Genomic DNA, 23,831 nt, shown 5'->3' on the forward strand with positions numbered 1-23,831 from the left:
CCATGGCGATCGGACTGCGTCCGCACAAGCACTCCGCCAAGAAGACGGCGTCGCGGCTGCGTCGCCAGATCCGGGTCCGGAAGAAGATCAACGGCACGGCCGACCGGCCGCGGCTGGTGGTCACCAAGTCGTCGCGGCACCTGTTCGTTCAGGTCATCGACGACGTGGCCGGCAAGACGCTGGCGTCCGCCTCCACCATGGAGGCCGACCTGCGTGGCGCGGAGGCGAACAAGACCGACAAGGCCAAGACGGTGGGCGGCCTGATCGCCGACCGGGCCAAGGCCGCCGGCATCGACTCGGTCGTCTTCGACCGGGCCGGGAACAAGTACCACGGCCGCATCGCGGCCCTGGCCGACGCCGCTCGCGAGGGCGGGCTCGGCTTCTGATGGCGACAAGGGAAGAAGGTAACTCGAAATGAGCGGAGGCCAGCAGCGTCGCGGAGGCGGCGCCGGTGGTGAGCGCCGTAACCGCGACGGTGGTCGTGGTGCGGCAGCCGACAAGACCGCCTACATCGAGCGTGTGGTAGCCATCAACCGTGTCGCCAAGGTCGTGAAGGGTGGTCGTCGCTTCAGCTTCACCGCCCTCGTGGTCGTCGGCGACGGTGAAGGCACCGTCGGTGTGGGTTACGGCAAGGCCAAGGAGGTGCCCGCGGCGATCGCCAAGGGTGTCGAGGAGGCCAAGAAGGCGTTCTTCAAGGTGCCGCGGATCCAGGGCACCATCCCGCACCCGGTCCAGGGCGAGAAGGCCGCAGGCGTTGTCATGCTGCGTCCGGCCGCTCCCGGTACCGGTGTGATCGCGGGTGGCTCGGCGCGCGCCGTACTGGAGTGCGCCGGGATCCACGACATCCTCAGCAAGTCGCTGGGTTCGTCCAACGCCATCAACGTGGTGCACGCCACGGTGGCGGCGCTGCGCAGCCTGGAGACCCCGGAGGCCGTGGCCGCGCGCCGTGGCCTGACGGTCGAGCAGGTCGCCCCGGCGGCACTGCTGAAGGCGCGGGCGGAGGTGGCCTCCTGATGGCACGCCTGAAGGTGACCCAGACCCGTTCCGGCATCGGTGGCAAGCAGAACCAGCGCGACACGCTGCGCACCCTGGGCGTCAAGCGGATCGGCGACACCGCCGTCCACGAGGACAAGCCCGAGGTCCGCGGCATGGTGCGTGCGGTTCGCCACCTCATCACGGTCGAGGAGGTCGACTGACATGGCGCTGAAGGTTCATCACCTGCGTCCGGCGCCCGGTGCCAAGACCGCCAAGACCCGCGTGGGTCGTGGTGAGGGCAGCAAGGGCAAGACGGCCGGCCGCGGTACCAAGGGCAGCAAGGCGCGCAACAACATCCCCGAGTACTTCGAGGGTGGCCAGATGCCGCTGCACATGCGGCTCCCGAAGCTGAAGGGCTTCAAGAGCAGGAACCGGGTGGAGTTCCAGGTCGTTAACCTGGACAAGCTCGGACAACTGTTCCCCGAAGGTGGCGAGGTCGGCGTAGCCGAACTGGTCGCCAAGGGTGCGGTCCGTCGTGGTCAGCCGGTGAAGGTGCTGGGTGACGGCGAACTGACCGTGGCACTGCAGGTTTCGGTGCACAAGTTCTCCAAGTCCGCCCAGGACAAGATCCAGGCGGCCGGGGGGACCATCACCGAGGTGTGACGAGGTCCAGGGCTCGACCGGTACGGCGCTTGATATCCTGCGCCGGTCGGACGAGCCCTGGTTCGTCTCTTGCCCAGCTGCTTTGCTAGGCCCCTGCCCTGCCCGGGGCAGAGGAAACATGTGGGAGGACAGGGTGTTAGGCGCCTTTGCCAACGCGTTCAAGACTCCGGACCTGCGCCGGAAGATCTTGTTCGTGCTCTTCATCGTCGTGATCTTCCGGATCGGCTCGGTCGTGCCGGCCCCCGGCGTGAACGTCCAGTCCCTGCACACCTGTATCAAGGTGTCCCAGGGTGGTGCGAACGCGAACCTTTACAACCTGATCAACCTGTTCTCCGGCGGCGCGCTGCTGCAGCTCGCGATCTTCGCGCTCGGCATCATGCCGTACATCACCGCCAGCATCATCCTGCAGCTACTCACCGTGGTGATCCCGCGGCTGGAGTCGCTGAAGAAGGAAGGCCAGGCGGGACAGGCCAAGATCACCCAGTACACCCGGTTCCTCACCGTCGGGCTGGCGATCCTGCAATCGACCGCGTTCGTGGCGCTGGCCCGGACGCCGGGCCGGCTGTTCCAGGGCTGCAACGAGCCGCTGCTGTACAAGGACGACTGGTTCACGATCAGCGTGATCGTGCTCACCATGACCGCCGGCACCGGCGTGATCATGTGGCTGGGCGAGCTGATCACCGACCGTGGCGTCGGCAACGGCATGTCGATCCTGATCTTCACCCAGATCGTCGCCACCTTCCCGACCCAGCTGTGGAACATCCGCAAGCAGAAGGGCATCGCCACCTTCCTGGTCGTGATCGTCATCGGCTTGGTGATCATGGCCGCGGTCATCTTCATCGAACAGGCGCAGCGCCGGATCCCGGTGCAGTACGCCAAGCGGATGGTCGGCCGGAAGATGTTCGGCGGCACCTCGACGTACATCCCGCTGAAGGTGAACCAGGCCGGTGTCATCCCGGTCATCTTCGCCTCCAGCCTGCTCTATCTACCGGTGCTGCTGAGTCAGTTCCAGCAAGGCAAGGGCTGGGCCAACTGGATCCAGGGCAACCTGGTCAAGGGTGACCACCCGATCTACATGGTGACGTACGTCGCCCTGATCATCTTCTTCACGTATTTCTACGTCTCGATTACCTTCAATCCGAAGGAAGTTGCAGACAACATGAAGAAGTACGGCGGCTTCATCCCCGGGATCCGGGCGGGACGGCCGACCGAGGAGTACCTGGGCTACGTGCTGTCCCGCATCACGCTGCCAGGCGCGCTCTACCTCGCGGCGATCTCGATGATCCCGCTGGTCGCGCTCGTCCTGCTGAACGCGAACCAGAACTTCCCGTTCGGTGGTACGTCGATCCTGATCATGGTCGGCGTCGGACTGGACACGGTGAAGCAGATCGAGAGTCAGTTGCAGCAGCGAAACTACGAAGGGTTCCTGCGCTGATGAGAATGTTGCTGATGGGTCCGCCCGGGGCGGGCAAGGGCACGCAGGCAAAGGTGCTTGCGGAACGCCTGAATATCCCGGCCGTGTCCACCGGTGACATCTTCCGTGCGAACGTCAAGGACGAGACGCCGCTCGGGCTCGAGGCGAAGCGCTACATGGACGCCGGTGACTACGTCCCGGACGAGGTCACCAACGCAATGGTGCGGGACCGGTTGTCCGAGGCCGACGCGGGCGACGGTTTCCTGCTCGACGGCTACCCGCGGACGCTGGCCCAGGTGGGCACGCTGGACGACATCGTGGCCGACCACGGCCACAAGCTGGACGCGGTGGTGGCGCTGGTCGCCGACATCGACGTGCTGGTCAGCCGGATGCTCAAGCGCGCCCAGACCGACGGCCGGACGGACGACTCCGAAGAGGTCGTCCGGCACCGGCAGGACGTCTACACCGCCGAGACCAAGCCGCTGCTGCGGGTGTACGCCCAGCGCGGCCTGCTGGTCGAGGTGGACGGAGTCGGCGAGATCGACGAGGTGAGCGAGCGCGTGCTCGCCGCCCTGAAGACGATCACGGAGTAAGCGCGGGCTGTGATGTTCAGAGACCGCGGGATCGAGATCAAGACCCGCGAACAGATCCTTTCGATGCGGGCGGCCGGCCTGGTCGTCGGCCGCACGCTGGAACTGCTGCGCGGCGAGGTCCGGGCCGGTATCAGCACCGGCGAACTGGACGCGATCGCCGAGGACAACATCCGGTCCTCCGGCGCGGTCCCGTCGTTCAAGGGCTACCACGGCTTCACCGGCTCGATCTGCGCTTCGGTGAACGACGAGATCGTGCACGGCATCCCCGGTGGCCGGGTGCTGGCCGACGGCGACCTGATCTCGATCGACTGCGGTGCGATCGTCGACGGCTGGCACGGCGACGCGGCGATCACAGTGCCGGTCGGCGAGGTCGGCGCCGAGCTGCTCGAGCTGGCCCGGATCTGCGAGGAGTCGATGTGGCGTGGGTTCGCCGCCGCGAAGCTCGGCGGCCGGCTCACCGACATCTCCCACGCTGTCGAGGCCCACGTCCGGGCGACCTCGTCGTACGGGATCGTCGAGGACTTCGTCGGGCACGGGATCGGCTCGGCGATGCACCAGCCGCCGAACGTGCCGAACTTCGGCCGCCCGGGCCGGGGCCCCAAGCTGGTCGACGGGATGGCGCTGGCCGTCGAGCCGATGCTCACGCTCGGCAAGCAGGACAACCACACGCTCGAGGACGACTGGACGGTCGTCACCGACGACGGTCTGGCCGCCGCGCACACCGAGCACACGTTCACTCTCACTCCGCAGGGTCCCTGGGTGCTGACCGCGCTCGACGGCGGCGAGGCCAAGCTGGCCGAGCTCGGCGTCAAGTGCGGCGCGCTGACCGACTGACGGCGCGCTAGCTGATCGACGGACAGTCGGGGTCCACCCGTCGGGGGACGCAGGCGAACCGCAGCTGAGGCACACTTGGGACATGCCTCAGTACCAGCCGCACCAGCGGTTCACCGAAGCCGACCGGGACAAGATCGCCGGGCGGCTGCGGGACGCGTTCGCGGACGGCCGGCTGGATCAGCCCGAGTTCTCCTCCCGCCTCGACCAGTTGTACGCCGTCCAGACGTACGGCGAGCTGGAGCCGCTGGTGCGTGACCTGCCGCCGGTCCGGACGTACCAGACGCCCGCGGTGGTGCAGGACAGCAAGCCGGCGCCCGCGCCGGGCGACTTCCCGGAGCGCAAGAAGGATGCCCGTCCGCATCGGCACGGGATCGCTGCGCTGGGTGGCGGTTTCACCGGCGTCGTCATGATCAACGTGGTGATCTGGTTCGTGATCGGTCTCGGCAACGGCGGTCACTGGCCGCACTTCTGGCCGGTCTGGCTGCTGATCCCGTGGGCGATCTTCGCCCTGGGCGGCCTCGGTAGGCGCCGTTGACCGCGGCCCCGGTGAGCCGCCGCGTGGCCGGTCCGCGTCTGCGGCCGGACTGGGCGTGGCAGCTGCGTCAGGGGTCGGCACTCGTCTACCTCATCTGGTTCGCCGTCGCCGTACCGCTGGTGGTCGTGGGGCTGCTGATGGAGCCGCGCTGGGTCGGCTGGTTCGTGCTGGGATGGTTCCTGGTGCTGCTGCTGTTTACGCTGGCCACGCGGCTGGTCGACGGCCGGCAGCGCAAGTCCTGGGCCGACGCGGCCGGACAGCTCGGTTGGCGGACCAATGCCGCCGGTCCGGAGCTGCTGGAGCGCTGGCCGTTCCCGCCGTTCACCGACCCGGACTCCGGCGTGGTCGACGTGACGACCGGGCGGCATCGGGGCCGGGAGTTCTGGACCGGGCGCTTCCACCACAAGGTACGGCGCCGGGAGCTCGGCTTCGACTTCGTCGACCTGCAGGTGGACCGGCCGCTCCCGCCGTTGCAGGTGCTGCCCGCGTCGCTGGCTCCGGTCGCGGCCGCGAGCCTGCTGCCGCTGCAGTTGACCATCGACGGGCTGCCCGGGCGCTACTGCCTGTTCAACGGCCGCGAGGACCACGCTCAAGCGGTCCTGCATCCGGGCGCAGTCGAGGCCCTGGCCCAGGTGCCGGCCTTCGGCTTCAGCTGCGAGGGACGCCGCTTCGTCGCGATCCTCCCGGCCTACCGGGACGCCACCACTGCCTTGGCCCAGCTGGACGCGGCCTGCGACCTGCTCGACCTGATGCCCGAACAACTCTGGCGCGAAGGCGAACAGTGGGCGGCTACACACTCTCAGTGATCGCCAATGCGCTGCCCAGGCGGCGTACGGAGTCTCGATTGGGTTTCGCGTGGGGGAGTGGCGTACACTCATTCCTTGGCTCTTTGTAGCCTCTGTCTCGTTGTGCCCGCGGCTGCCTGACCTCGTGTCAGGAGGGCATTCGAGCCTGGGCCCGAGCCGGTAGTACCCACCTTTTCAGTACGTCGTCTACAGAAGTGCGAGGACATGCCCAAAAAAGAGGGAGTCATCGAACTCGAGGGCACCATCGTGGAGGCCCTGCCGAACGCGATGTTCCGTGTTGAGCTGTCCAATGGGCACAAGGTGCTCGCGCACATCAGCGGCAAGATGAGGCAGCACTACATCCGGATCCTCCCCGAGGACCGGGTCGTCGTGGAGCTGTCGCCGTACGATCTCACCAGGGGTCGCATCGTCTATCGGTACAAGTAGGACCACCACCAACACCTGTCGAAGAAAGTAGCTCGATGAAGGTCAATCCGAGCGTCAAGAAGATCTGCGACAAGTGCAAGGTGATCCGCCGTCACGGCCGGGTCATGGTGATCTGCGAGAACCCGCGGCACAAGCAGCGGCAGGGCTGACCAAGCCTTTTCGAGCAGTACACAGCACTTTCGCACTACACAGCGCGCACGCTCGTCCAGCAGCAAGATGTTCCGCTGCTGGACGTCGCCCCCGGAACAGAGGCCGGGGCCCTGCCGGTGAGCAATTCACCGAGGCGGGCGGGGACGCGGCGCGCCACCACACCTCTGCCGACGAAAGGAACACCGCCACATGGCACGCCTCGTAGGGGTCGACCTGCCGCGCGACAAGCGCATCGAGGTCGCTCTCACCTACATCTTCGGTGTAGGTCGTACTCGCGCCCTGAAGACGCTCGAAGCCACCGGGATCTCCGGTGACAAGCGCGTCCACGAACTGGGCGACGAAGAACTGGTCAAGCTCCGGGACTTCATCGAAGGCAACTACAAGATCGAAGGTGACCTCCGTCGCGAGGTGACCGCGGACATCCGCCGCAAGATCGAGATCGGGTCGTACCAGGGTCGCCGGCACCGCAGCGGCCTGCCGGTGCGTGGTCAGCGCACGCGGACCAACGCCCGCAGCCGTAAGGGTCGTCGCAAGGCGATCGCCGGCAAGAAGAAGAAGTGATGACCCGGATGACCGTCGACCACCCCAGGAGCAACTGACCTATGCCTCCCAAGAGCCGCACCGCGGCCGGCGCGAAGAAGGTGCGCCGCAAGGAGAAGAAGAACGTGGCCGCCGGCCACGCGCACATCAAGAGCACGTTCAACAACACGATCGTGACGATCACCGACCCGACCGGCGCGGTCATCTCGTGGGCTTCCGCGGGAACCGTCGGCTTCAAGGGTTCGCGCAAGTCCACCCCGTTCGCCGCGCAGATGGCCGCCGAGGCCGCTGGGCGCCGGGCGATGGAGCACGGCATGCGCAAGATCGACGTGTTCGTGAAGGGTCCCGGCTCCGGCCGTGAGACCGCGATCCGTTCGCTGGGTGCCGTCGGCCTCGAGGTCGGCACCATCCAGGACGTCACCCCGACCGCACACAACGGATGCCGCCCGCCGAAGCGGCGCCGGGTCTGATCCCAGAGAGAGGAAGGTAGCGAACCATGGCCCGTTACACCGGACCGATGACCAAGAAGTCGCGCCGTCTCGGGGTCGACCTCGTCGGTGGCGACAAGGCGTTCGAGCGCCGTCCGTACCCGCCGGGTATGCACGGCCGCGGCCGCCCGAAGGAGAGCGAGTACCTGCTCCAGCTCCGTGAGAAGCAGAAGGCCCGCTTCTCGTACGGCGTCCTGGAGAAGCAGTTCCGCCGGTACTACGAGGAGGCCTCGCGGCGCTCCGGCAAGACCGGTGACAACCTGCTGATCATCCTCGAGTCCCGGCTGGACAATGTGGTGTACCGCAGCGGCCTGGCCCGGACCCGTCGGCAGGCCCGTCAGCTCGTCGTCCACGGTCACTTCACCGTGAACGGCGTCAAGGTGAACATCCCGTCGTACCGGGTGGCCGCCCACGACATCATCGATGTCAAGGCGAAGTCGGTCGAGACGACCCCGTTCATCATCGCCCGGGAGACGCACTCCGAGCGCGTCGTCCCGGCCTGGCTCGAGGTGATGCCCGAACGGCTTCGCATCCTCGTCCACCAGCTGCCGACCCGGCAGCAGATCGACACCCAGGTCGCCGAGCACCTGATCGTCGAGCTCTACTCGAAGAACTGATCCTGCTCCGGCCGGTGGCCTGTGGTCACCGGCCGGAAACGGTCGGTCCTTCGGCCCTTCGCGACCTCAAATAGTGGTCGTCGCGGAACCAGAAAGAAGAACGAAGTGCTTATTGCGCAGCGCCCCACCCTGACCGAAGAGGTCGTCGGCGAGCACCGCTCGCGGTTCGTGATCGAGCCGCTCGAGCCGGGCTTCGGCTACACCCTCGGCAACTCCATCCGCCGTACCCTGCTGTCGTCCATCCCGGGCGCCGCCGTGACCAGCATCAAGGTCGACGGCGTGCTGCACGAGTTCTCGACGGTTGCCGGGGTCAAGGAAGACGCCACCCAGCTGATCCTGAACCTGAAGGACCTGGTCGTCTCCTCCGAGCACGACGAGCCGGTCACCATGTACCTGCGCAAGCAGGGCCCCGGCGACGTCACCGCCGCCGACATCGCGCCGCCGGCCGGTGTCGAGGTGCACAACCCGGACCTGAAGATCGCCACCCTGAACGAGAAGGGCCGGCTCGAGATGGAGCTGGTCGTCGAGCGGGGCCGCGGTTACGTGTCGGCGATCCAGAACAAGTCCGCCGACGCCGAGATCGGCCGGATGCCGGTCGACTCGATCTACTCGCCGGTCCTCAAGGTCACCTACAAGGTCGAGGCGACCCGTGTCGAGCAGCGCACCGACTTCGACCGCCTCGTGGTCGACGTCGAGACCAAGCCGTCGATGCTGCCCCGCGACGCCGTCGCGTCGGCCGGTAAGACGCTGGTCGAGCTGTTCGGCCTGGCCCGCGAGCTGAACGTCGAGGCCGAGGGCATCGACATCGGCCCGTCGCCGGTGGACGAGCAGATGGCCGCCGACCTGGCCCTGCCGGTCGAGGACCTGCAGCTGACCGTCCGCTCCTACAACTGCCTCAAGCGTGAGGGCATCCACACCGTGGGTGAGCTGATCTCGCGCAGCGAGCAGGACCTGCTGGACATCCGCAACTTCGGCTCCAAGTCGATCGACGAGGTCAAGCTGAAGCTGGCCGAGATGGGCCTGTCGCTGAAGGACTCGCCTCCTGGCTTCGACCTGCGTGCGGCCGCCGAGGCCTACGGCACCGAGGCCGAGGACGAGGACGAGAGCTTCGCCGAGACCGAGCAGTACTGACACCCACCCCGGGCCACCATCGGCCTGAATCCTTCTGGAGTAAGAGATGCCTACCCCCACCAAGGGTGCCCGGCTGGGCGGCAGCCCGGCGCACGAGAAGCTGATCCTCAGCAACCTCGCGACGTCGCTGTTCGAGCACGGCGCCATCACCACCACCGCGGCCAAGGCCAAGCGCCTGCAGCCGCTGGCGGAGTCGATGATCACCAAGGCGAAGCGTGGTGACCTGAACTCGCGCCGCCAGGTGATGAAGCGGATCAAGGACAAGAGCGTCGTGCACGTGCTCTTCACCGAGATCGGCGAGCGGTACGCCGACCGTCCGGGCGGCTACACCCGGATCACCAAGCTCGGCCCGCGCAAGGGTGACAACGCGCCGATGGTGAAGATCGAGCTGGTCGAGGCACTGGCCGACTCGCCGAAGGCGAAGAAGACCACCGCCAAGAAGGCCCCGGCCAAGAAGGCGGCGGAGAAGGCCGAGACCGAGGACAAGGTCGAGGACGAGAAGGTCCAAGACGTTGTCGCCGGCAAGTACGAGGGCTCGGCCGCGCCGAACGCCGACGGCTCCGCGCCGGCCGGCTTCGACATCAAGGGCAACGAGAACTCGATGAAGTACCACACGACCGAGTCGCCGTGGTACGACCAGACCGAGGCCGAGGTCTGGTTCTCGTCGGAGGCGGACGCCGAGGCCGCGGGCTTCACCAAGGCCGGCGAGACCGAGGACGACGACAAGTAACACCAGCTGTTCCGGACAGCGCCCCTCACCGCACGGTGAGGGGCGCTGTTTGCGTTAGATTGCCGTGTGCGTTGGCGGATAGACCTGAGATACGACGGAACGGCCTTCCACGGCTGGGCCCGTCAGGAGGGCCTCCGGACCGTGCAGGGTGTGCTGGAGGAGACCCTCCGCGTCGTACTGCGACTCCCGGAGACTCCTGTGGTGACCTGCGCCGGCCGCACGGACACCGGCGTACACGCTCGCGGTCAGGTCACCCATGTGGACGTCGAAGGCGCTGTAGAGCCGCTGAGGCTCCTGAGAAGCCTGAACGGCGTCCTGCCCGAGGATGTGGCTGTCACAGCCGTCACGGCGGCTCCAGAGGGCTTTGACGCCCGCTTCTCCGCTCTGGCCCGTCGCTACGTCTACCGCCTCTGCGACGATCCGGCCGGCTGGGACCCGCTCACCCGTGGGCACGTACTGCGAGTGGGCCGCCCGCTGGATGTGGATCTGATGAACGCGGCCGCGGCCGGTCTGCTCGGGGAGCACGACTTTGCCGCATTCTGCAAGAAGCGTGAGGGTGCGAGCACAGTGCGGGCCCTGCTGGAGTTCTCGTGGCTGCGGACGGCTCCCGGGCTGCTGGAGGGCACAGTGATCGCGGATGCCTTCTGTCACTCGATGGTCCGGGCTCTGGTGGGTTCGATGATCCCGGTGGGTGACGGGCGACGTGACGTCGACTGGCCGGCCGCCGTACTGGCCGGCAAGCTCCGGGATTCGGCTGTGTCGGTGCTGCCCGCGCACGGCCTCACACTGGAGGAAGTGCGGTATCCGGCCGATGACGAGCTGGCCGCGCGGGCATTGCAGGCCCGTCAAGTCAGGGGAGAGGTACACCAGCGTGGCTGACCACTACTTCTCGGCGGAGCCCGGTTCCGCGGACGTACGCCGTACTGTCGAGGCCCGGATCTGGGGACGCGAGTACACGTTCACCACCGCGACCGGAGTGTTCTCCAGAGACCGGTTGGACATCGGTACGGCGGTGTTGCTGCGCGAGGTGGATCCGCCGACCGGCTCGGGCACGTTCCTCGACCTGGGGACCGGCTATGGGCCGATCGCGTGTGCACTGGCCGTGGAAGCGCCCGAGGCCGTGGTTTGGGCAGTGGATGTGAACACCCGGGCGCTGGAGCTGACCGGGGAGAACGCGGGTAAGGCCGGCGTGAATGACCGCGTGCATCCGGCGCTGCCGGACGACGTACCCGGTGACGTGGTCTTCGACCAGATCTGGTCGAATCCGGCGATCCACATCGGCAAGGCCGAGCTGCACAAGATGCTGCTGCACTGGCTGGCCCGGCTTGCCCCCGGCGGCGTGGCATGGTTCGTCGTCGGCAAGAACCTCGGCGGCGACTCGCTGCAGCGCTGGCTGACCGAGCAGGGCTACCCCTGCCGGCGGATCGGCAGCGCGAAGGGGTTCCGGGTCCTGTGTGCAACGAACCCGGGTCCATCGCCGTCCTGAGGGTATGGAGGCAGCCTTGGCGGCAGCAGAGGCACGGACCGACGCGCTCGACTTCGAGCAGTGGGTGACCGAGAAGGCAGATGCACTGCTGCGGTTCGCCTATGTCCTCACCGGGGACGGAAACCTGGCCGAGGACGCCGTTCAGGATGCCTTGACCACGGCCTGTGCCCGCTGGAGCCGGGTGAGCCAGGCCGACGACCCCGAGGCATACGTGAAGCGGATGGTGGTGAACGCGCACATCTCCTGGTGGCGACGGTTCCGCCGCCGCGAGGCACCGGCGCCGGACCCGGTCCGGAGCGCACCGGCCGCCCCGGACGGTACGGCCGCCCGGGCTGAGTCGGACGCGGTCTGGGCGCTGTGCTCGACGCTGCCGGACAAGCAGCGGGCAGCCGTCGTACTGCGCTTCTACGAGGAGCTCTCGTACGCCGAGATCGGTGTGCTGCTGCACTGCGCGGAGGCGACCGCCCGATCACACGTCCACAGAGCATTGGCCGCACTGAAGACCACGCTGAGCAAGGAAGGAGCCGAGGATGCCTGAGCACGACCCTGAGCAGGAGCTCGGCCCCAAGATCGCGTCGGCGTTCCAGAGCCAGGCCGACGCCCAGACCGGACTGCGGAACGACGGACTGGCGCGAGAGGCGCGCCGGCGAGTGCGCAAGCGGCGGCAGAACCTGACCATGGCCGCAGCGGCTGTCGTGGTGGCGGCGGCCATCGGCGGAGTGTGGAACCTGGCGAGCGGTGAGTCTCCGGTCGCGTCGACTGCCAGTGACAGCAGTGGGCACAGCCAGGCATCGGCCCCGGACAAGTCGACCGAGGGCATGGCGCCGCCGAAGGCCGCGGTGAGTTGTCCTCCGGATCACCCGATTCTCCAGGCCGACGGGCCCAACGCCGTACCGGCCGGGACGGGACTGGACCTGAACACACCGGTGACCGGGCTGCAGGCGTGCCGCTACCAGCTCACTCCGGGGTCCACGGCGCTGCTCGGCCAGGAGCGGTCCAGCCCTGAGGTCGCGCAGCAGGTGGTCGACGCGATCAAGGTGCTGCCGGAGCGGAACCCGGCGCTGCTGGTGTTCAAGTGCGCGCCGCAGACCGCACAGCCGTCGGAAGCGATCGTGCTGCGCTTCGACACCGCGGCCGGCATCCGCGAGGTCTGGGTCCAGTACGACGGCTGCGACTCCGCCGGCTTCTTCACCGGCACCCACACCTACGGCCTGTACGCCGCCCCGCTCAAACTCTTCATGACCGGCTCGGTCCGCCCACCCGGCAGCACCTACCTCAACGCCCTCAAGGACTGGTGAGGATCGATAACGGTTCGCATGGTGGGGGTTGGGCGGTCAGACTGGTGGGATGGGTCACGTGGATGTCGCCGGGGTGGGGTACGAGCTGCCGGACGGCCGGGTGTTGCTGGACGACATCACCTTCCGGGTCGGGGACGGGGCCAAGGTCGCGCTGGTCGGGGCGAACGGGTCCGGCAAGACCACGCTGACCAGGATCATCGCGGGCGACCTGAAACCGCACAGCGGCAGCATCTCGCGGTCCGGCGGGCTCGGCGTGATGCGTCAGTTCGTCGGCTCTGTGCGGGACTCCTCGACCGTGCGTGACCTGCTGCTCGGGGTCGCGCCGGAGGCGATCCAGCAGGCCGCGGCCAAGCTGGACAAGGCCGAGCTGAAGATGATGGAGGCCGACGACGAGAAGACCCAGCTCAAGTACGCGCAGGCGGTGTCGGACTGGGGCGAGGTCGGCGGGTACGACGCGGAGGTCCTCTGGGATGTCTGTACGACGTCCGCCCTCGGCATACCGTTCGACCGCTGTCGCTGGCGCGAGGTGAAGACGCTGTCCGGCGGTGAGCAGAAGCGCCTGGTCCTGGAGGCCCTGCTGCGCGGCCCGGACGAGGTCCTGATGCTCGACGAGCCGGACAACTACCTCGACGTACCGGGAAAGCGATGGCTGGAGGACCAGCTCCGCAGCACCGACAAGACCGTGCTCTACATCAGCCACGACCGCGAGCTGCTGGCCAACACCGCCACCCGGATCGTCACGGTCGAATTAGGGGCCGCAGGCAACACCGCGTGGACGCACGGCGGCGGCTTCCGGACGTATCACGAGGCCCGCCGGCATCGCTTCGAGCGGTTCGAGGAGCTGCGCAAGCGCTGGGACGAGGAGCACGCGAAGCTCCGGGCGCAGATGCTGATGTACAAGCAGAAGGCGGCGTACAACTCCGACATGGCCTCGCGGTACCGGGCGTCGCAGACCCGGCTGCGCAAGTTCGAGGAGGCCGGGCCGCCGCAGGCGCTGCCGCGCGAGCAGAAGGTCAGCATGCGCCTCACCGGCGGCCGCACCGGCAAGCGTGCGGTGGTGTGCACCGGCGTGGAGCTGACGGGTCTGATGAAGCCCTTCGACCTGGAGGTCTGGTACGGCGAACGCGTCGCCGTCCTCGGATCCAACGGCTCCGGGAAGTCGCACTTCCTCCGGCTGCTCGCCAACGGCGGCTCCGATCCGGATGTCGAGCACCAGCCGGTGGGCGATGTACAGATCACTCCGGTGGCACACACGGGCAAGGCGAAGCTTGGCGCACGGGTTCGGCCGGGGTGGTTCGCGCAGACGCACGAGCACCCGGAGTTGGCCGGCCGCACGTTGCTGGAGATCCTGCACCGCGGCGACGACCACCGGGAGGGCATGGGCCGCGAGCTGGCGTCGCGGAAGCTGGACCGGTACGAGTTGGCTCATGCGGCCGAGCAGACCTTCGACAGTCTGTCCGGTGGGCAGCAGGCGCGGTTCCAGATCCTCCTGCTCGAGCTGTCCGGCGCCACGCTGCTCCTGCTCGACGAGCCCACCGACAACCTCGACGTCGAGTCGGCCGAGGCGCTGGAGGAAGGTCTCGACTCCTTCGACGGCACTGTCCTGGCGGTCACCCACGACCGCTGGTTCGCCCGCGGCTTCGACCGTCACCTCGTCTTCGGCGCCGACGGCTCCGTCTACGAGTCCGACGAGCCAGTCTGGGACGAGGGCCGCGTCGAGCGCTCTCGCTGACCGTTAAGGTTCTCCCACAGCAGCGAGGGGGGAACTCGTATGACAGCTGAGCTGGCTGCCCGTTGGGCCGGGACCGTCGTGCCCAGCTGGCTCTACCGATGGCTCATGCCGGTCGGCTGGATTGCGGCACTCGTGGTGTCGATCGCGTCGGACGACGGGCCGTGCTCGGTCACCGATCCGAGGGTCTGTGGTCCGGATCGAACGTTCTCGCTCGCGATGATCGCCTGCTTCGCGTCGCTGATCCTGTGGTGGTGGCAGCCCGGCCTGGCCGCCATCGCGGGTCTGGTCTTCCTCGTCGTGGAGCTCCGGTACGACGATGTGGCCGGGGCACGGACCGCGTGGACCGTGTACGCCGCCGCCTGTGCGTTCCTGCTGGCCTGGCTGTCCGTCAGCCACCACCGCCAGCGGGCTCTGACCGCGGGTTTGCCGAGGAGACCGGTGATGATCCCGGCCGCGGGGCCGACCGGCCGCACTGGCCGGCTGATCGCCGCGGCTGTGCTGGTGGTCGTGGGAGCCGCCGCGCTCGGCGTGATGAACTGGCAGAGCCAGCGGGAGGAAGCACACCTTCGGCGGGCGATCGAGCAGACGGCCGTGACCGGCGACTACACCGACGACGGTGATCTCCGGCTCAAGCTGCCCGACGGCAGCACCAGCACCGTCACTGCTATCGACGACTACGCGCCAGGGACGCAGGTTCCGGTGCTGGTCGATCCCGCCGACCGGGACTGGATCCGGCTGCAGGCCGAGCTTGCGGATTACACCCCGTGGTACACGGTCGCCGGCGGCGCCTGGGCGTTGGCGATTCTCCTGGTGCTCCGCGACCTCCGGCGCCGCCGCGCCCGTCCGCGCCGAGCCTGGCACGCGCAGGCGCTACCGGTCCGCATCGATCCCGATGCCTCTGAGATCTTCGCGATCAGCTCCACTGACGGTCGAGTGCTCATCGGCTTCGTGAACCTCCAGTTGAACGACCAGGAGGCGGACGAACGGTATTTCACTGCGATGACCGGACTGGGCGACGAGGAGGACGCTCCGGCTGCGGTCCGACAGCAGTGGACCCACACGCTGCGGCGCTACCGGGGTGACGCTTTGCTGGTCGGCGATCTCGTCGAGGGCAGCTGGCCGACGATCCTGGTCCGCGACATTCCCCTCCGGCCGATCGCGCCGCTGCGTGGACCGCGTCGTACTCCATGGAGCGCGGAGTCGGTCGACAGATTCGACCTTGGTGCCGACGACGTCATCAGTGAACCCCGGGAAGCTGGGGAGAGACTCGTGGATCCGGCCCGGGAGATCCCGACCCTGCCGTGGTCCGTGCCGCTGGCGCCAGTCGCCTGGTGGTACCGGCCGGCGTTGGCCGCTGTCCTGCTGGCGGCACCGATCGCTGCGGTGGTGCTGGTGATCGCGATCTGGGGCGAGCGGGTGCCGGGGATCGGTCTCATCGTCGGGGGCGGCTATCTGATCCGCTACCTGAACGAGCACATCTTCTACCGCGTGGTCGCCTCGGCGACCGAGCTGCGGGTGCGGGCGGGGTGGTTCGACCGCGTGCAGCCCTGGCAGTCCGTTGATTCGGTCGAGTTCTCCGGCGATCGAGTAACGGTGCGATCAGGTGGCGAGTGGCATGTGATCGGGGGGCTTGCGCCAGGGCAGGCGTCGCAGGTGGCCGCCGTGCTGGAGGCGCTTCGGGTGCGAGCCCGTCATGGTCTCCCGACTCCACAGACGCGGCGTCGGCCCACGCCCTTCCTCGTGACGGAAGGCCTATACCTAGTGGTCTGCGTCGTCCTCTTGTCGGTGGTGTGGCTGTCCTAGGGGCTGACACACCAACCGTCGCGGTACGCCGCCCAGTGGGCCGGCGTCGCGGTGAAGTCGACGTACAGGGCCAGACCGAAGTTCTGGCGGTTCGAGGTGCCTAAGCCGAGGCGGGCGCCTCGGACTGCGGCTGACACAGTCTCAGCGCGGCCCCAGTGGGACGGGTTGCTCTCCCAGTACGCCGGTAGGCCCATGAGGAGGTTCGTCGACGCGGCAGTGACCTTCAGGGCGAGCTCGGTCTGCTTGGCGACGTAGCCGCCGTACAAGGACTCCAGGGGCAGCGCGGTGTCGTAGGACATGACGGCGATCTGCTCGACGCGTCGGGCGACCTCGCCGAAGTAGTCCTGCGACCACCACTTGCCCAGGACGTTCAAACGCCAGAGCGGGTCGATCTGCGCGGCCGCGACGGACAGGGGTACGCCGTGCGCAGCCGTAAGCACATGTGTTTCGTCCAGTACGGCGAGGAAGCCGGCCGACCCGGAGTGCACCGGCTCGAAGTCGAAGTGGATGCCTTGGAACCCTTGATCGAGTACGGCGGCCGACGAGGCGACCACTCGGCTCCGGACAGCCGGATCGTCCAGATCCATACCCGGGTTCTTCGCGGGCTGGACGACATCGCCCAGCCATGCCTGCACGCGGACGTCGGGCGCCGCGGCTCGCATGGCCGTGACAAACCACCTGGCCTTCGGCGAGACCTTTGCCAACGGCAACGATCCGTCATGCTCCAACGGGCCAGTGTGCACGTACACGTCGCGGATCCCCGTGCCGTTCAGCTGCTTGGCCAGCGCGGCGACGTCGGCCGTCGTCTTCCGCCCGTCCACCCACGCATGGCCCAGCCACAACGCGTCGTGGTTGCGCGTCCGTGCTTCCGCCGAGGGCTCGCCGGCATACGCCAGCCAGAGTGAGATCGGGTACGCCGACAGCAGCAGTACGAAGACCAGCGCCATAGCCGTCACGATCCGGCGGCGGCGCGACCACGTCCGCCGGCGCCGCCTCACGAACGCGGTTTCAGGCCGTCGTAGATCAGCGCCAGCATCCGGTCCCGGACATGCGGCTCGAGCGCGGCCGCGGTCGCACCCCGCGACGCACCGATCAGCAGCGCGTAGGTCTCGGGGAACTGAGCATCCGCCCGTACGGCGCCGGCCTGCTGGGCCCGGGTGAGGAGCCCGTCGAACGCCTCCCGCATGCCCTGGCCCGCCTTCTGCGTGTCCGCGCCGATCGCCGTGCCGGCTGCGGCGAGCGCCTCGGCGATCGCCAGCTTCGACGCGGACTCCGACACGACCTGGGTGAAGAACGCATAGAACGCCGTACCCGGGTCGTCGCTGTCAGCCAGCTCCAGGGCCCGGTCACGGAGCCGCTCCAGCCGTAACGTGAGGACGGCCTCGAGCAGCTCGGTCTTGGTCGGGAAGTGCCGGAACACGGTCGCGATCCCGACACCGGCCAGCCTGGCCACATCGTCGGTCGACGCACCGGGCGAGCGCCCGAAGACCTCGTCCGCCGCGGTCATGATCCTGGCCCGGTTGTCCCGCGCGTCTGCTCGCACCCTGGTCCCTTCGTCGCCCCTCAGCCTAGGAGACGCTCCGCGTGCCCCGGTGGTTGTAAACGAAGTTGTGACTCCGTATATTCGGAGTCGTCACTCCATTTAACTCCTGTGAGGAATCCGATGACTCCCGAAGAGGTCTTCCTGAAGCTCGTCCGCGGCATCGGCGACCGCGAGCTCGCCGCGTTGCCCGAGTTGTACGCCGAGCGGACCGACGTACGCCATCCGATGAACCCGTACGGCGACCATCCGCTGCTGTCCCGGGACGCGCTCCGCGAGCACTTCGGCGGCACCGGCGCGCGGGCGACCGAGGTGATCCGGTTCCAGCCGGAGAACATCCGGATCCACCAGACCGCCGATCCCGAGGTGATCGTGGCCGAGTTCGACTATGTCGGCACGGTGATCGCGACCGGCGAGCCCTTCTCCGCGTCGAACGTCATCGTGCTGCGGGTCCGGGACGGCCAGATCGTCGAGTCCCGTGACTACATCGACCACGTCGCGATGACCCGCGCCCGCGGCCTGACCGAGCAACTGATCACTGCCCTGCGGGAACCGGCCGGCGCCCCCGCCGCGTCGTAGTCGGCAGAGGCGCCGGATGGCCCCGGACCGAGGCATCAAGCCCGCCCGGGGCCATCTCCAATCCGTACCGGCATCGCGGTCAGCGCCTTCACCGCGACCACCAGCCCGGCCGCCGCGAGTACGACGTCCTTCAGCACGTACTGCGCCTCCAGCGTCGGAGTTCCCGGGAACAGATCGCCGAAGAACAGCACCAGCGGCGACAGGATCCCGACCAGCGAGAACCCGAGCACCAGCAGTCCGGTCCGCAGCAACCGGCCGGAGATCAGGGTGATCCCGATGAAGCACTCCATCACCGCGGTCAGCAGGACCGCCGGCCGGCCGTGGATGATGTCGAAGGTGAGTGTGTCGACCGTCCGCATCACCAGCGCCTCCGCCGGGCTGGCCCCGGGAAAGAACTTGAGTACGCCGAACCCGAGAAAGATCAGCCCGAGGCTGACCCGCAGGATGTCGACGCTGCGCCGCCCGAACCAGCCGGCAACCCGATTCCCCTTGTAGATCAAGGCATTCATGATGGTCTCCCTGTCGCGATCGATGTCACAACAGCGTCGCCGTCAGACCGCCTCCACCGCGTCGGTCAGCTGACGGCACTTCCGCTACGCCGTCCGCGGTACGTCTCAGGGAGACCCTGAGGCCCGGGGGAGTAGAGGGTCAGTCATCGGTGTCGGCGATGGCATAGTGGTGGCCGAGGTCGCCTGTGCGGACTACCTGGCCTGTGTACCGCATGACCTCGGGATCGGCGGCCAGGGCGGCTACTGCCCGGCCTACGAACAGTGGGGACTCCGAGTCGGACAGATCGAAGTACTCGGCGGCACGCAGGACAGACTCGGTGCGGACCAGGCCGGGGTACAACGACACCGCGGTCACTCCGTGCTCGCGGAGTTCGTGCGCCATACAGGCGACCATGTGGTCGGTGGCCGCCTTCGCCGCCCCGTACGCGACGCCGGTGTCGGTCTTCACGGCGCCCTCCGAGGAGACGTTGACGATCAGCCCCGATCCCTGGGTCACCATCGTCGGAGCCGCCGCCACGGTGGTCACGTAATGGGCGCGCACCCCAGCCTGGAAGGCTGAGTCCCAGCGCTCGACCGGCTGGGTCCAGAATCCGGCCTCCAGCCAGAACTCCGTGCCGTCCCAGAAGTACTCGTAGCCACCCCAGACGTTGTTCACCAGTACGTCGAGACGCCCGGCCTCGGCCACCACCTGCCGGACGGCCCGCCTGGTCTGTTCGTCGTCACGGTGGTCGCAGGTGATCGCCACCCCGCGACCGCCCAGCGTCGTCACTTCCTCGGCCGTCTCCCGCACAGTGCCGGGCAGCGACGTCGGGGCCGGCCCGCCGGTCTCCGTCCGGCCGGTGACGTAGACGGTCGCTCCCTGCTCGCCGAGCCCGAGAGCGATCCCCTTTCCCACACCGCGGCTCGCCCCAGTGACGAGCGCGACCCTTCCCGCCAGCGTTCCCATCCACCGAAGCTAGCAGCGGCCGCGGACACAAAACGGCCCCTCGACCGTGGTGGTCGAGGGGCCGAGGGCGATGGGTCAGCGGTCGCCCATAGGGACGTACTGGACGCCGCGGGCACCGGTGTAGATCTGCTTGGGGCGGGCGATCTTCTGGTCGCCGTCGCCGAGCATCTCCAGCCACTGGGCCAGCCATCCCGAGGTGCGCGGGATCGCGAACAGGACGGTGAACATCTCCGGCGGGAACGACAGCGCCTCGTAGATCAGGCCGGAGTAGAAGTCGACGTTCGGGTAGAGCTTGCGGGACACGAAGTACTCGTCCTCCAGCGCGATCTTCTCCAGCTCGACCGCGATCTTCAGCAGCGGGTTGATCCCGGTCACCTCGAACACGTCGTCGGCGGCCTTCTTGATGATCTTGGCCCGCGGGTCGTAGTTCTTGTAGACCCGGTGGCCGAAGCCCATCAGCCGCTCCTCGCCTGCCTTCACGCCCTCGATGAACGACGGCACGTGGTCGACCGAGCCGATCCGGCGGAGCATCTTCAGCACGGCCTCGTTGGCGCCGCCGTGCAGCGGGCCGTAGAGCGCACCGATGCCGCCGGCAACCGCGGTGTACGGGTCGACCTGGGTGGAGCCGATCGCCCGGACCGCGTTGGTGGAGGCGTTCTGCTCGTGGTCGGCGTGCAGGATGAACAGGATCTCCAGCGCCCGCACCAGGCGATCGTCGGAGGCGTACTTGGGCTCGCTCATCTTGAACAGCATCGACAGGAAGTTCGCCGTGTAGCTGAGCTCGTTGTCCGGGTACACGTACGGCTTGCCCTGGGCGTGCCGGAACGCGAACGCGCCGAGCGTCGGCATCTTCGCGATCAGCCGCCGGATCTGCAGTGCCCGGGACTCCTCGTCGAAGACGTTGCGCGACTCGGGATAGAAGGTGGACAGCGCCCCGACCGACGCGAGCAGCATCCCCATCGGGTGCGCGTCGTACCGGAAGCCCTGCATGAAGGTCTTCAGGTTCTCGTGCACGAACGTGTGATACGTCACGTCGTGCGCCCAGGCCTCGTACTCCGCCTTGTTCGGCAGCTTGCCGTTGACGAGCAGGTAGGCCACCTCGAGGTAGTTCGACTGCTCGGCGAGCTGCTCGATCGGGTAGCCGCGATACTCCAGGATGCCCTTGTCGCCGTCGATGAAGGTGACCGACGAGCGGCAGGAGGCGGTGTTGACGAAGCCGGGGTCGTAGGTGGCCAGGCCACCGTCGCCGTCTTCGGCACTGATCTGTTTGAGATCGGCGGCACGGATTGTGCCATCGGTGATGGCAAGGTCGAAGTCCTTGCCGGTCCGGTTGTCCCGGACGGTGAGCGACTGTTCGGTCACAATGCCCTCTTCGGAAGCTGGCGTCATCGCCTGGTGAGTGAGGGTTATCGTCAGCCGGCGGGACGCGGTTCGGACTGCAATCTTCACCGCTAAACTAGTGCTGTCCTCAGCTCCTTCCAAGCTGGGGTCCCCGATCAGCCTGGGCTCGCTTTGACCCCGGGGTGCCGACGCCGGTATTCTGGGCTGCTGTTGTGCGTTCCAGGTCTGGCATCAGCACAGCCACGTCGGCGGACCGCTCGCCGACGTACCAGTTTTGTCAACCTCTGAGAAACGAAGGTCAACGACCGTGCGCACGTACAGCCCGAAGCCTGCTGACGTCACCCGTGAGTGGCACGTGATCGACGCCACCGACGTCACGCTCGGTCGGCTCGCCGTCCAGATCGCCACCCTGCTGCGCGGCAAGCACAAGCCGACGTTCGCTCCCCACGTGGACGGCGGTGACTTCGTCGTCGTCGTCAACGCCTCCAAGGTCGCCCTGTCCGGGACCAAGCGGACGGACAAGCTGGCGTACCGCCACTCGGGTCACCCGGGTGGTCTGACGGCCACGCCGATCGGCGAGATCCTCGACAAGGACCCTCGCAAGGCCGTCGAGAAGGCTGTCTGGGGCATGCTCCCGAAGAACCGCCTGAGCCGGAAGCTGCTGACCAAGCTGAAGGTGTACGCCGGTCCGGAGCACCCGCACACCGCCCAGCAGCCGAAGCCGTTCGAGATCACCCAGATCGCCCAGTAAGCGATCGACGAGCCAGGTAAACGAGGATTCACAGCGTGAGCGACATCACCACCGAGACCGAAGAGTTCGACACCGAGGTCCCCATCGACACCGAGGGCCCGGTCGCCTACACCTCCGAGACGAACCCGACTCCGGAGCAGCGCGCCGAGACGGGTCGTGTCGCGGTCATCAACCCGGCCGGCGCCACTGGCCGCCGCAAGGAGGCTGTCGCCCGCGTCCGCCTGGTGCCCGGCACCGGTCAGTGGACCGTCAACGGCAAGCCGCTGGACGTCTACTTCCCGAACAAGGTGCACCAGCAGCACGTGAACGAGCCGTTCGTCGTCGCGGGCCTGGAGGGCTCGTACGACGTGATCGCCCGGATCAACGGCGGTGGCATCACCGGCCAGGCCGGTGCGCTGCAGCTCGGTGTGGCCCGGTGCCTGAACGCCGCCGACGAGGAGGCGAACCGCCCGGGTCTGAAGAAGGCCGGTCTGCTCACCCGCGACGCGCGGATCAAGGAGCGGAAGAAGGCCGGTCTCAAGAAGGCCCGCAAGGCGCCGCAGTACAGCAAGCGCTGATCACCTGATGGGGCGTTTGTTCGGTACGGACGGAGTCCGTGGCCTGGCGAACGTGGACCTGACCGCGGAGCTGGCGCTCGACCTCTCGGTCGCGGCAGCTCACGTACTCGGCGAGGCCGGTGCCTTCGAAGGGCACCGGCCACGCGCCGTTGTCGGGCGGGATCCACGCGCCAGTGGTGAGTTCCTGGAAGCCGCCGTGGTGGCCGGTCTGGCCAGCGCCGGCGTCGATGTGGTCAAGCTCGGCGTCCTGCCGACGCCGGCCGTGGCCTACCTGACCGGCTCGACCGGCGCCGACCTCGGCGTGATGCTGTCCGCCAGCCACAACCCGATGCCGGACAACGGCATCAAGTTCCTGGCCCGCGGCGGGATCAAACTCGACGACCTGATCGAGGACGCGATCGAGGCCCGGATGGGCGAGGAGTGGCAGCGTCCGACCGGCGCGGCCGTGGGTCGTGTGCTCGAGGACGGGCAGGGCTTCGAGACCTACGTCTCGCACCTGGTCCGCTCCGCGCCGAACCGGTTCGACGGCCTGAAGGTCGTCATCGACTGCGCCAACGGCGCCGCCTCCGAGACCGCTCCCGAGGCCCTGCGCCGGCTGGGTGCCGAGGTGATCACGTACGCCGCCGCACCCGACGGACTGAACATCAACCTGAACTGCGGATCCACCCACCTGGAGGGTCTGCAGCGCGAGGTGATCGGCCACCGGGCGGATCTCGGCATCGCCCTCGACGGCGACGCGGACCGCTGCCTGGCCGTGGATGCGAACGGCGAGCTCGTGGACGGCGACCAGATCCTCGCGATCCTGGCGCTGGCCATGCGCGACAGCGGCCGGCTGTCCAACGACACCGTGGTCGCGACCGTGATGAGCAACCTGGGCTTCGTCCAGGCGATGGTCCGGGAGCGGATCGCGGTCGAGCAGACCAAGGTCGGCGACCGATACGTGCTCGAGGCAATGAAAGCCGGCGGCCACAAGCTCGGCGGTGAGCAGTCCGGGCACGTGATCCTGTCCGACCACGCCACCACCGGCGACGGCACCCTGACCGCGGTCATGCTGCTCGCCCGGCTCGCCCAGACCGGCAAGAGCCTGAGCGACCTGGCCAGTGCGATGACCCGCCTCCCGCAGGTGCTGGTCAACGTGAAGAACGTCGACAAGTCCCGGGCGGGCGACGACCCGGCGGTCCAGTCCGCCGTCGCCGAAGCCACCACCCGCCTCGGCGACACCGGCCGCGTCCTGCTCCGCCCGTCCGGCACCGAGCCGCTGGTCCGGGTGATGGTCGAAGCCGAGTCCTCGGACACGGCCCACGAGATCGCCCACTCCTTGGCGGAGACAGTCGCCACCGCTCTGAAGCTCTAGGTACCGCGAACGCTCCGAGGGCGTGGTTCCCAC

31 protein-coding genes are annotated in these 23,831 nt (G+C 68.0%); 26 read left to right on the top strand and 5 right to left on the bottom strand.

The features are described from left to right. The first annotated feature begins 2 nt into the window (after positions 1 to 2). The 22 genes from rplR to OG876_RS18650 all read left to right on the top strand — a co-directional run bounded on the left by rplR (position 3) and on the right by OG876_RS18650 (position 16,221). Positions 3 to 386, top strand: coding sequence for a 50S ribosomal protein L18 (rplR, locus tag OG876_RS18545; protein WP_131360993.1), 384 nt, complete (start codon positions 3 to 5; stop codon positions 384 to 386). A gap of 28 nt (positions 387 to 414) precedes the next feature. Beyond that, the gene (gene rpsE / locus OG876_RS18550; protein WP_328526125.1) at positions 415 to 1,014 is read left to right on the top strand and encodes a 30S ribosomal protein S5; all 600 of its coding nucleotides are present in this window, start codon (positions 415 to 417) and stop codon (positions 1,012 to 1,014) included. Then, positions 1,014 to 1,196: a 50S ribosomal protein L30 gene (rpmD, locus tag OG876_RS18555; protein WP_020388092.1), complete on the top strand. Its 183-nt coding sequence runs from the start codon at positions 1,014 to 1,016 to the stop codon at positions 1,194 to 1,196. Before rpsE ends, rpmD begins: the two co-directional genes overlap by 1 nt. A gap of 1 nt (position 1,197) precedes the next feature. Then, entirely contained in the window at positions 1,198 to 1,638 is a 441-nt protein-coding gene (rplO, locus tag OG876_RS18560) for a 50S ribosomal protein L15 (RefSeq protein WP_328526126.1), read from the top strand. 133 nt (positions 1,639 to 1,771) lie between these two features. Beyond that, positions 1,772 to 3,073 (top strand): preprotein translocase subunit SecY, encoded by a 1,302-nt coding sequence (secY, locus tag OG876_RS18565; protein WP_328526929.1) that lies wholly within the window; start codon positions 1,772 to 1,774, stop codon positions 3,071 to 3,073. Further along, positions 3,073 to 3,645 carry an adenylate kinase gene (locus OG876_RS18570; RefSeq protein WP_328526127.1) on the top strand — a complete coding sequence of 191 codons (573 nt, stop codon included), beginning with the start codon at positions 3,073 to 3,075 and terminating at the stop codon, positions 3,643 to 3,645. The genes secY and OG876_RS18570 overlap by 1 nt, the downstream gene beginning before the upstream one ends. A 12-nt stretch (positions 3,646 to 3,657) precedes the next feature. Continuing rightward, on the top strand, positions 3,658 to 4,479 hold the full coding sequence (map, locus tag OG876_RS18575) for a type I methionyl aminopeptidase (RefSeq protein ID WP_442914182.1): 822 nt from the start codon (positions 3,658 to 3,660) through the stop codon (positions 4,477 to 4,479). An 82-nt stretch (positions 4,480 to 4,561) separates the two neighbouring features. After that, positions 4,562 to 5,014 carry a DUF1707 SHOCT-like domain-containing protein gene (locus tag OG876_RS18580; protein WP_328526129.1) on the top strand — a complete coding sequence of 151 codons (453 nt, stop codon included), beginning with the start codon at positions 4,562 to 4,564 and terminating at the stop codon, positions 5,012 to 5,014. A 23-nt stretch (positions 5,015 to 5,037) separates the two neighbouring features. Beyond that, positions 5,038 to 5,820 carry a hypothetical protein gene (locus OG876_RS18585; protein ID WP_328526130.1) on the top strand — a complete coding sequence of 261 codons (783 nt, stop codon included), beginning with the start codon at positions 5,038 to 5,040 and terminating at the stop codon, positions 5,818 to 5,820. A gap of 204 nt (positions 5,821 to 6,024) precedes the next feature. After that, complete coding sequence (gene infA, locus OG876_RS18590; protein ID WP_012923661.1) at positions 6,025 to 6,246, top strand: translation initiation factor IF-1; 222 nt, start codon at positions 6,025 to 6,027, stop codon at positions 6,244 to 6,246. Positions 6,247 to 6,281: 35 nt separating this feature from the next. Beyond that, on the top strand, positions 6,282 to 6,395 hold the full coding sequence (gene rpmJ, locus OG876_RS18595; RefSeq protein WP_008361054.1) for a 50S ribosomal protein L36: 114 nt from the start codon (positions 6,282 to 6,284) through the stop codon (positions 6,393 to 6,395). Positions 6,396 to 6,585: 190 nt separating this feature from the next. Continuing rightward, entirely contained in the window at positions 6,586 to 6,957 is a 372-nt protein-coding gene (rpsM, locus tag OG876_RS18600) for a 30S ribosomal protein S13 (protein WP_020388083.1), read from the top strand. A gap of 41 nt (positions 6,958 to 6,998) precedes the next feature. Next, the gene (gene rpsK, locus OG876_RS18605; protein WP_012923659.1) at positions 6,999 to 7,406 is read left to right on the top strand and encodes a 30S ribosomal protein S11; all 408 of its coding nucleotides are present in this window, start codon (positions 6,999 to 7,001) and stop codon (positions 7,404 to 7,406) included. A 26-nt stretch (positions 7,407 to 7,432) separates the two neighbouring features. Beyond that, positions 7,433 to 8,041: a 30S ribosomal protein S4 gene (rpsD, locus tag OG876_RS18610; RefSeq protein ID WP_328526131.1), complete on the top strand. Its 609-nt coding sequence runs from the start codon at positions 7,433 to 7,435 to the stop codon at positions 8,039 to 8,041. Between the two features lie 105 nt (positions 8,042 to 8,146). After that, positions 8,147 to 9,172, top strand: coding sequence for a DNA-directed RNA polymerase subunit alpha (locus OG876_RS18615; protein ID WP_131360975.1), 1,026 nt, complete (start codon positions 8,147 to 8,149; stop codon positions 9,170 to 9,172). A 46-nt stretch (positions 9,173 to 9,218) separates the two neighbouring features. Then, on the top strand, positions 9,219 to 9,902 hold the full coding sequence (gene rplQ, locus OG876_RS18620; RefSeq protein ID WP_328526132.1) for a 50S ribosomal protein L17, sunset domain variant: 684 nt from the start codon (positions 9,219 to 9,221) through the stop codon (positions 9,900 to 9,902). A 66-nt stretch (positions 9,903 to 9,968) separates the two neighbouring features. Continuing rightward, positions 9,969 to 10,781, top strand: a complete 813-nt coding sequence (gene truA, locus OG876_RS18625; protein WP_328526133.1) for a tRNA pseudouridine(38-40) synthase TruA — start codon at positions 9,969 to 9,971, stop codon at positions 10,779 to 10,781. Further along, positions 10,774 to 11,388, top strand: a complete 615-nt coding sequence (locus tag OG876_RS18630) for a class I SAM-dependent methyltransferase (RefSeq protein ID WP_328526134.1) — start codon at positions 10,774 to 10,776, stop codon at positions 11,386 to 11,388. The genes truA and OG876_RS18630 overlap by 8 nt, the downstream gene beginning before the upstream one ends. 16 nt (positions 11,389 to 11,404) lie before the next feature. Further along, positions 11,405 to 11,926 (top strand): RNA polymerase sigma factor, encoded by a 522-nt coding sequence (locus tag OG876_RS18635; RefSeq protein WP_328526135.1) that lies wholly within the window; start codon positions 11,405 to 11,407, stop codon positions 11,924 to 11,926. Then, positions 11,919 to 12,686 (top strand): hypothetical protein, encoded by a 768-nt coding sequence (locus OG876_RS18640; RefSeq protein WP_328526136.1) that lies wholly within the window; start codon positions 11,919 to 11,921, stop codon positions 12,684 to 12,686. Before OG876_RS18635 ends, OG876_RS18640 begins: the two co-directional genes overlap by 8 nt. A 49-nt stretch (positions 12,687 to 12,735) precedes the next feature. Then, complete coding sequence (locus tag OG876_RS18645; RefSeq protein WP_328526137.1) at positions 12,736 to 14,418, top strand: ABC-F family ATP-binding cassette domain-containing protein; 1,683 nt, start codon at positions 12,736 to 12,738, stop codon at positions 14,416 to 14,418. A 39-nt stretch (positions 14,419 to 14,457) separates the two neighbouring features. Continuing rightward, positions 14,458 to 16,221 (top strand): hypothetical protein, encoded by a 1,764-nt coding sequence (locus OG876_RS18650; RefSeq protein WP_328526138.1) that lies wholly within the window; start codon positions 14,458 to 14,460, stop codon positions 16,219 to 16,221. On the opposite strand, the gene OG876_RS18655 is transcribed toward OG876_RS18650, so the two are convergent. Both OG876_RS18655 and OG876_RS18660 read right to left on the bottom strand, forming a co-directional pair. Beyond that, positions 16,218 to 17,168, bottom strand: a complete 951-nt coding sequence (locus OG876_RS18655; protein WP_328526139.1) for a hypothetical protein — start codon at positions 17,166 to 17,168, stop codon at positions 16,218 to 16,220. The two genes, OG876_RS18650 and OG876_RS18655, sit on opposite strands and share 4 nt — an antisense overlap. 47 nt (positions 17,169 to 17,215) lie before the next feature. Next, positions 17,216 to 17,764 carry a TetR/AcrR family transcriptional regulator gene (locus OG876_RS18660; protein WP_328526140.1) on the bottom strand — a complete coding sequence of 183 codons (549 nt, stop codon included), beginning with the start codon at positions 17,762 to 17,764 and terminating at the stop codon, positions 17,216 to 17,218. Between the two features lie 120 nt (positions 17,765 to 17,884). On the opposite strand from OG876_RS18660, the gene OG876_RS18665 reads away from it, so the two are divergent. Continuing rightward, a complete protein-coding gene (locus OG876_RS18665) occupies positions 17,885 to 18,340 on the top strand; it encodes a nuclear transport factor 2 family protein (RefSeq protein ID WP_328526141.1) in 456 nt (151 codons plus the stop codon). Positions 18,341 to 18,375: 35 nt separating this feature from the next. Here the strand turns inward: OG876_RS18665 and OG876_RS18670 are convergent, their stop codons facing one another. From OG876_RS18670 to OG876_RS18680, 3 genes are all read right to left on the bottom strand, one after another. Next, positions 18,376 to 18,849 carry a DoxX family membrane protein gene (locus OG876_RS18670; protein ID WP_328526142.1) on the bottom strand — a complete coding sequence of 158 codons (474 nt, stop codon included), beginning with the start codon at positions 18,847 to 18,849 and terminating at the stop codon, positions 18,376 to 18,378. 139 nt (positions 18,850 to 18,988) lie between these two features. Then, on the bottom strand, positions 18,989 to 19,795 hold the full coding sequence (locus OG876_RS18675) for an SDR family NAD(P)-dependent oxidoreductase (protein ID WP_328526143.1): 807 nt from the start codon (positions 19,793 to 19,795) through the stop codon (positions 18,989 to 18,991). A gap of 75 nt (positions 19,796 to 19,870) precedes the next feature. Beyond that, positions 19,871 to 21,157: a citrate synthase gene (locus tag OG876_RS18680; protein WP_328526144.1), complete on the bottom strand. Its 1,287-nt coding sequence runs from the start codon at positions 21,155 to 21,157 to the stop codon at positions 19,871 to 19,873. A gap of 286 nt (positions 21,158 to 21,443) precedes the next feature. Between OG876_RS18680 and rplM the strand changes: the two genes are divergently transcribed. Genes rplM through glmM form a run of 3 tightly spaced genes read left to right on the top strand, consistent with a single transcriptional unit; the run spans position 21,444 to position 23,798 of the window. Next, positions 21,444 to 21,887 carry a 50S ribosomal protein L13 gene (gene rplM / locus OG876_RS18685; RefSeq protein WP_131286311.1) on the top strand — a complete coding sequence of 148 codons (444 nt, stop codon included), beginning with the start codon at positions 21,444 to 21,446 and terminating at the stop codon, positions 21,885 to 21,887. A 35-nt stretch (positions 21,888 to 21,922) separates the two neighbouring features. Further along, the gene (rpsI, locus tag OG876_RS18690; RefSeq protein WP_328526145.1) at positions 21,923 to 22,444 is read left to right on the top strand and encodes a 30S ribosomal protein S9; all 522 of its coding nucleotides are present in this window, start codon (positions 21,923 to 21,925) and stop codon (positions 22,442 to 22,444) included. 7 nt (positions 22,445 to 22,451) lie between these two features. After that, entirely contained in the window at positions 22,452 to 23,798 is a 1,347-nt protein-coding gene (gene glmM / locus OG876_RS18695; protein WP_328526146.1) for a phosphoglucosamine mutase, read from the top strand. Positions 23,799 to 23,831 lie beyond the last annotated feature (33 nt).

The organism is Kribbella sp. NBC_00359 (assembly GCF_036097425.1).
Classification (GTDB): Bacteria; Actinomycetota; Actinomycetes; order Propionibacteriales; family Kribbellaceae; genus Kribbella.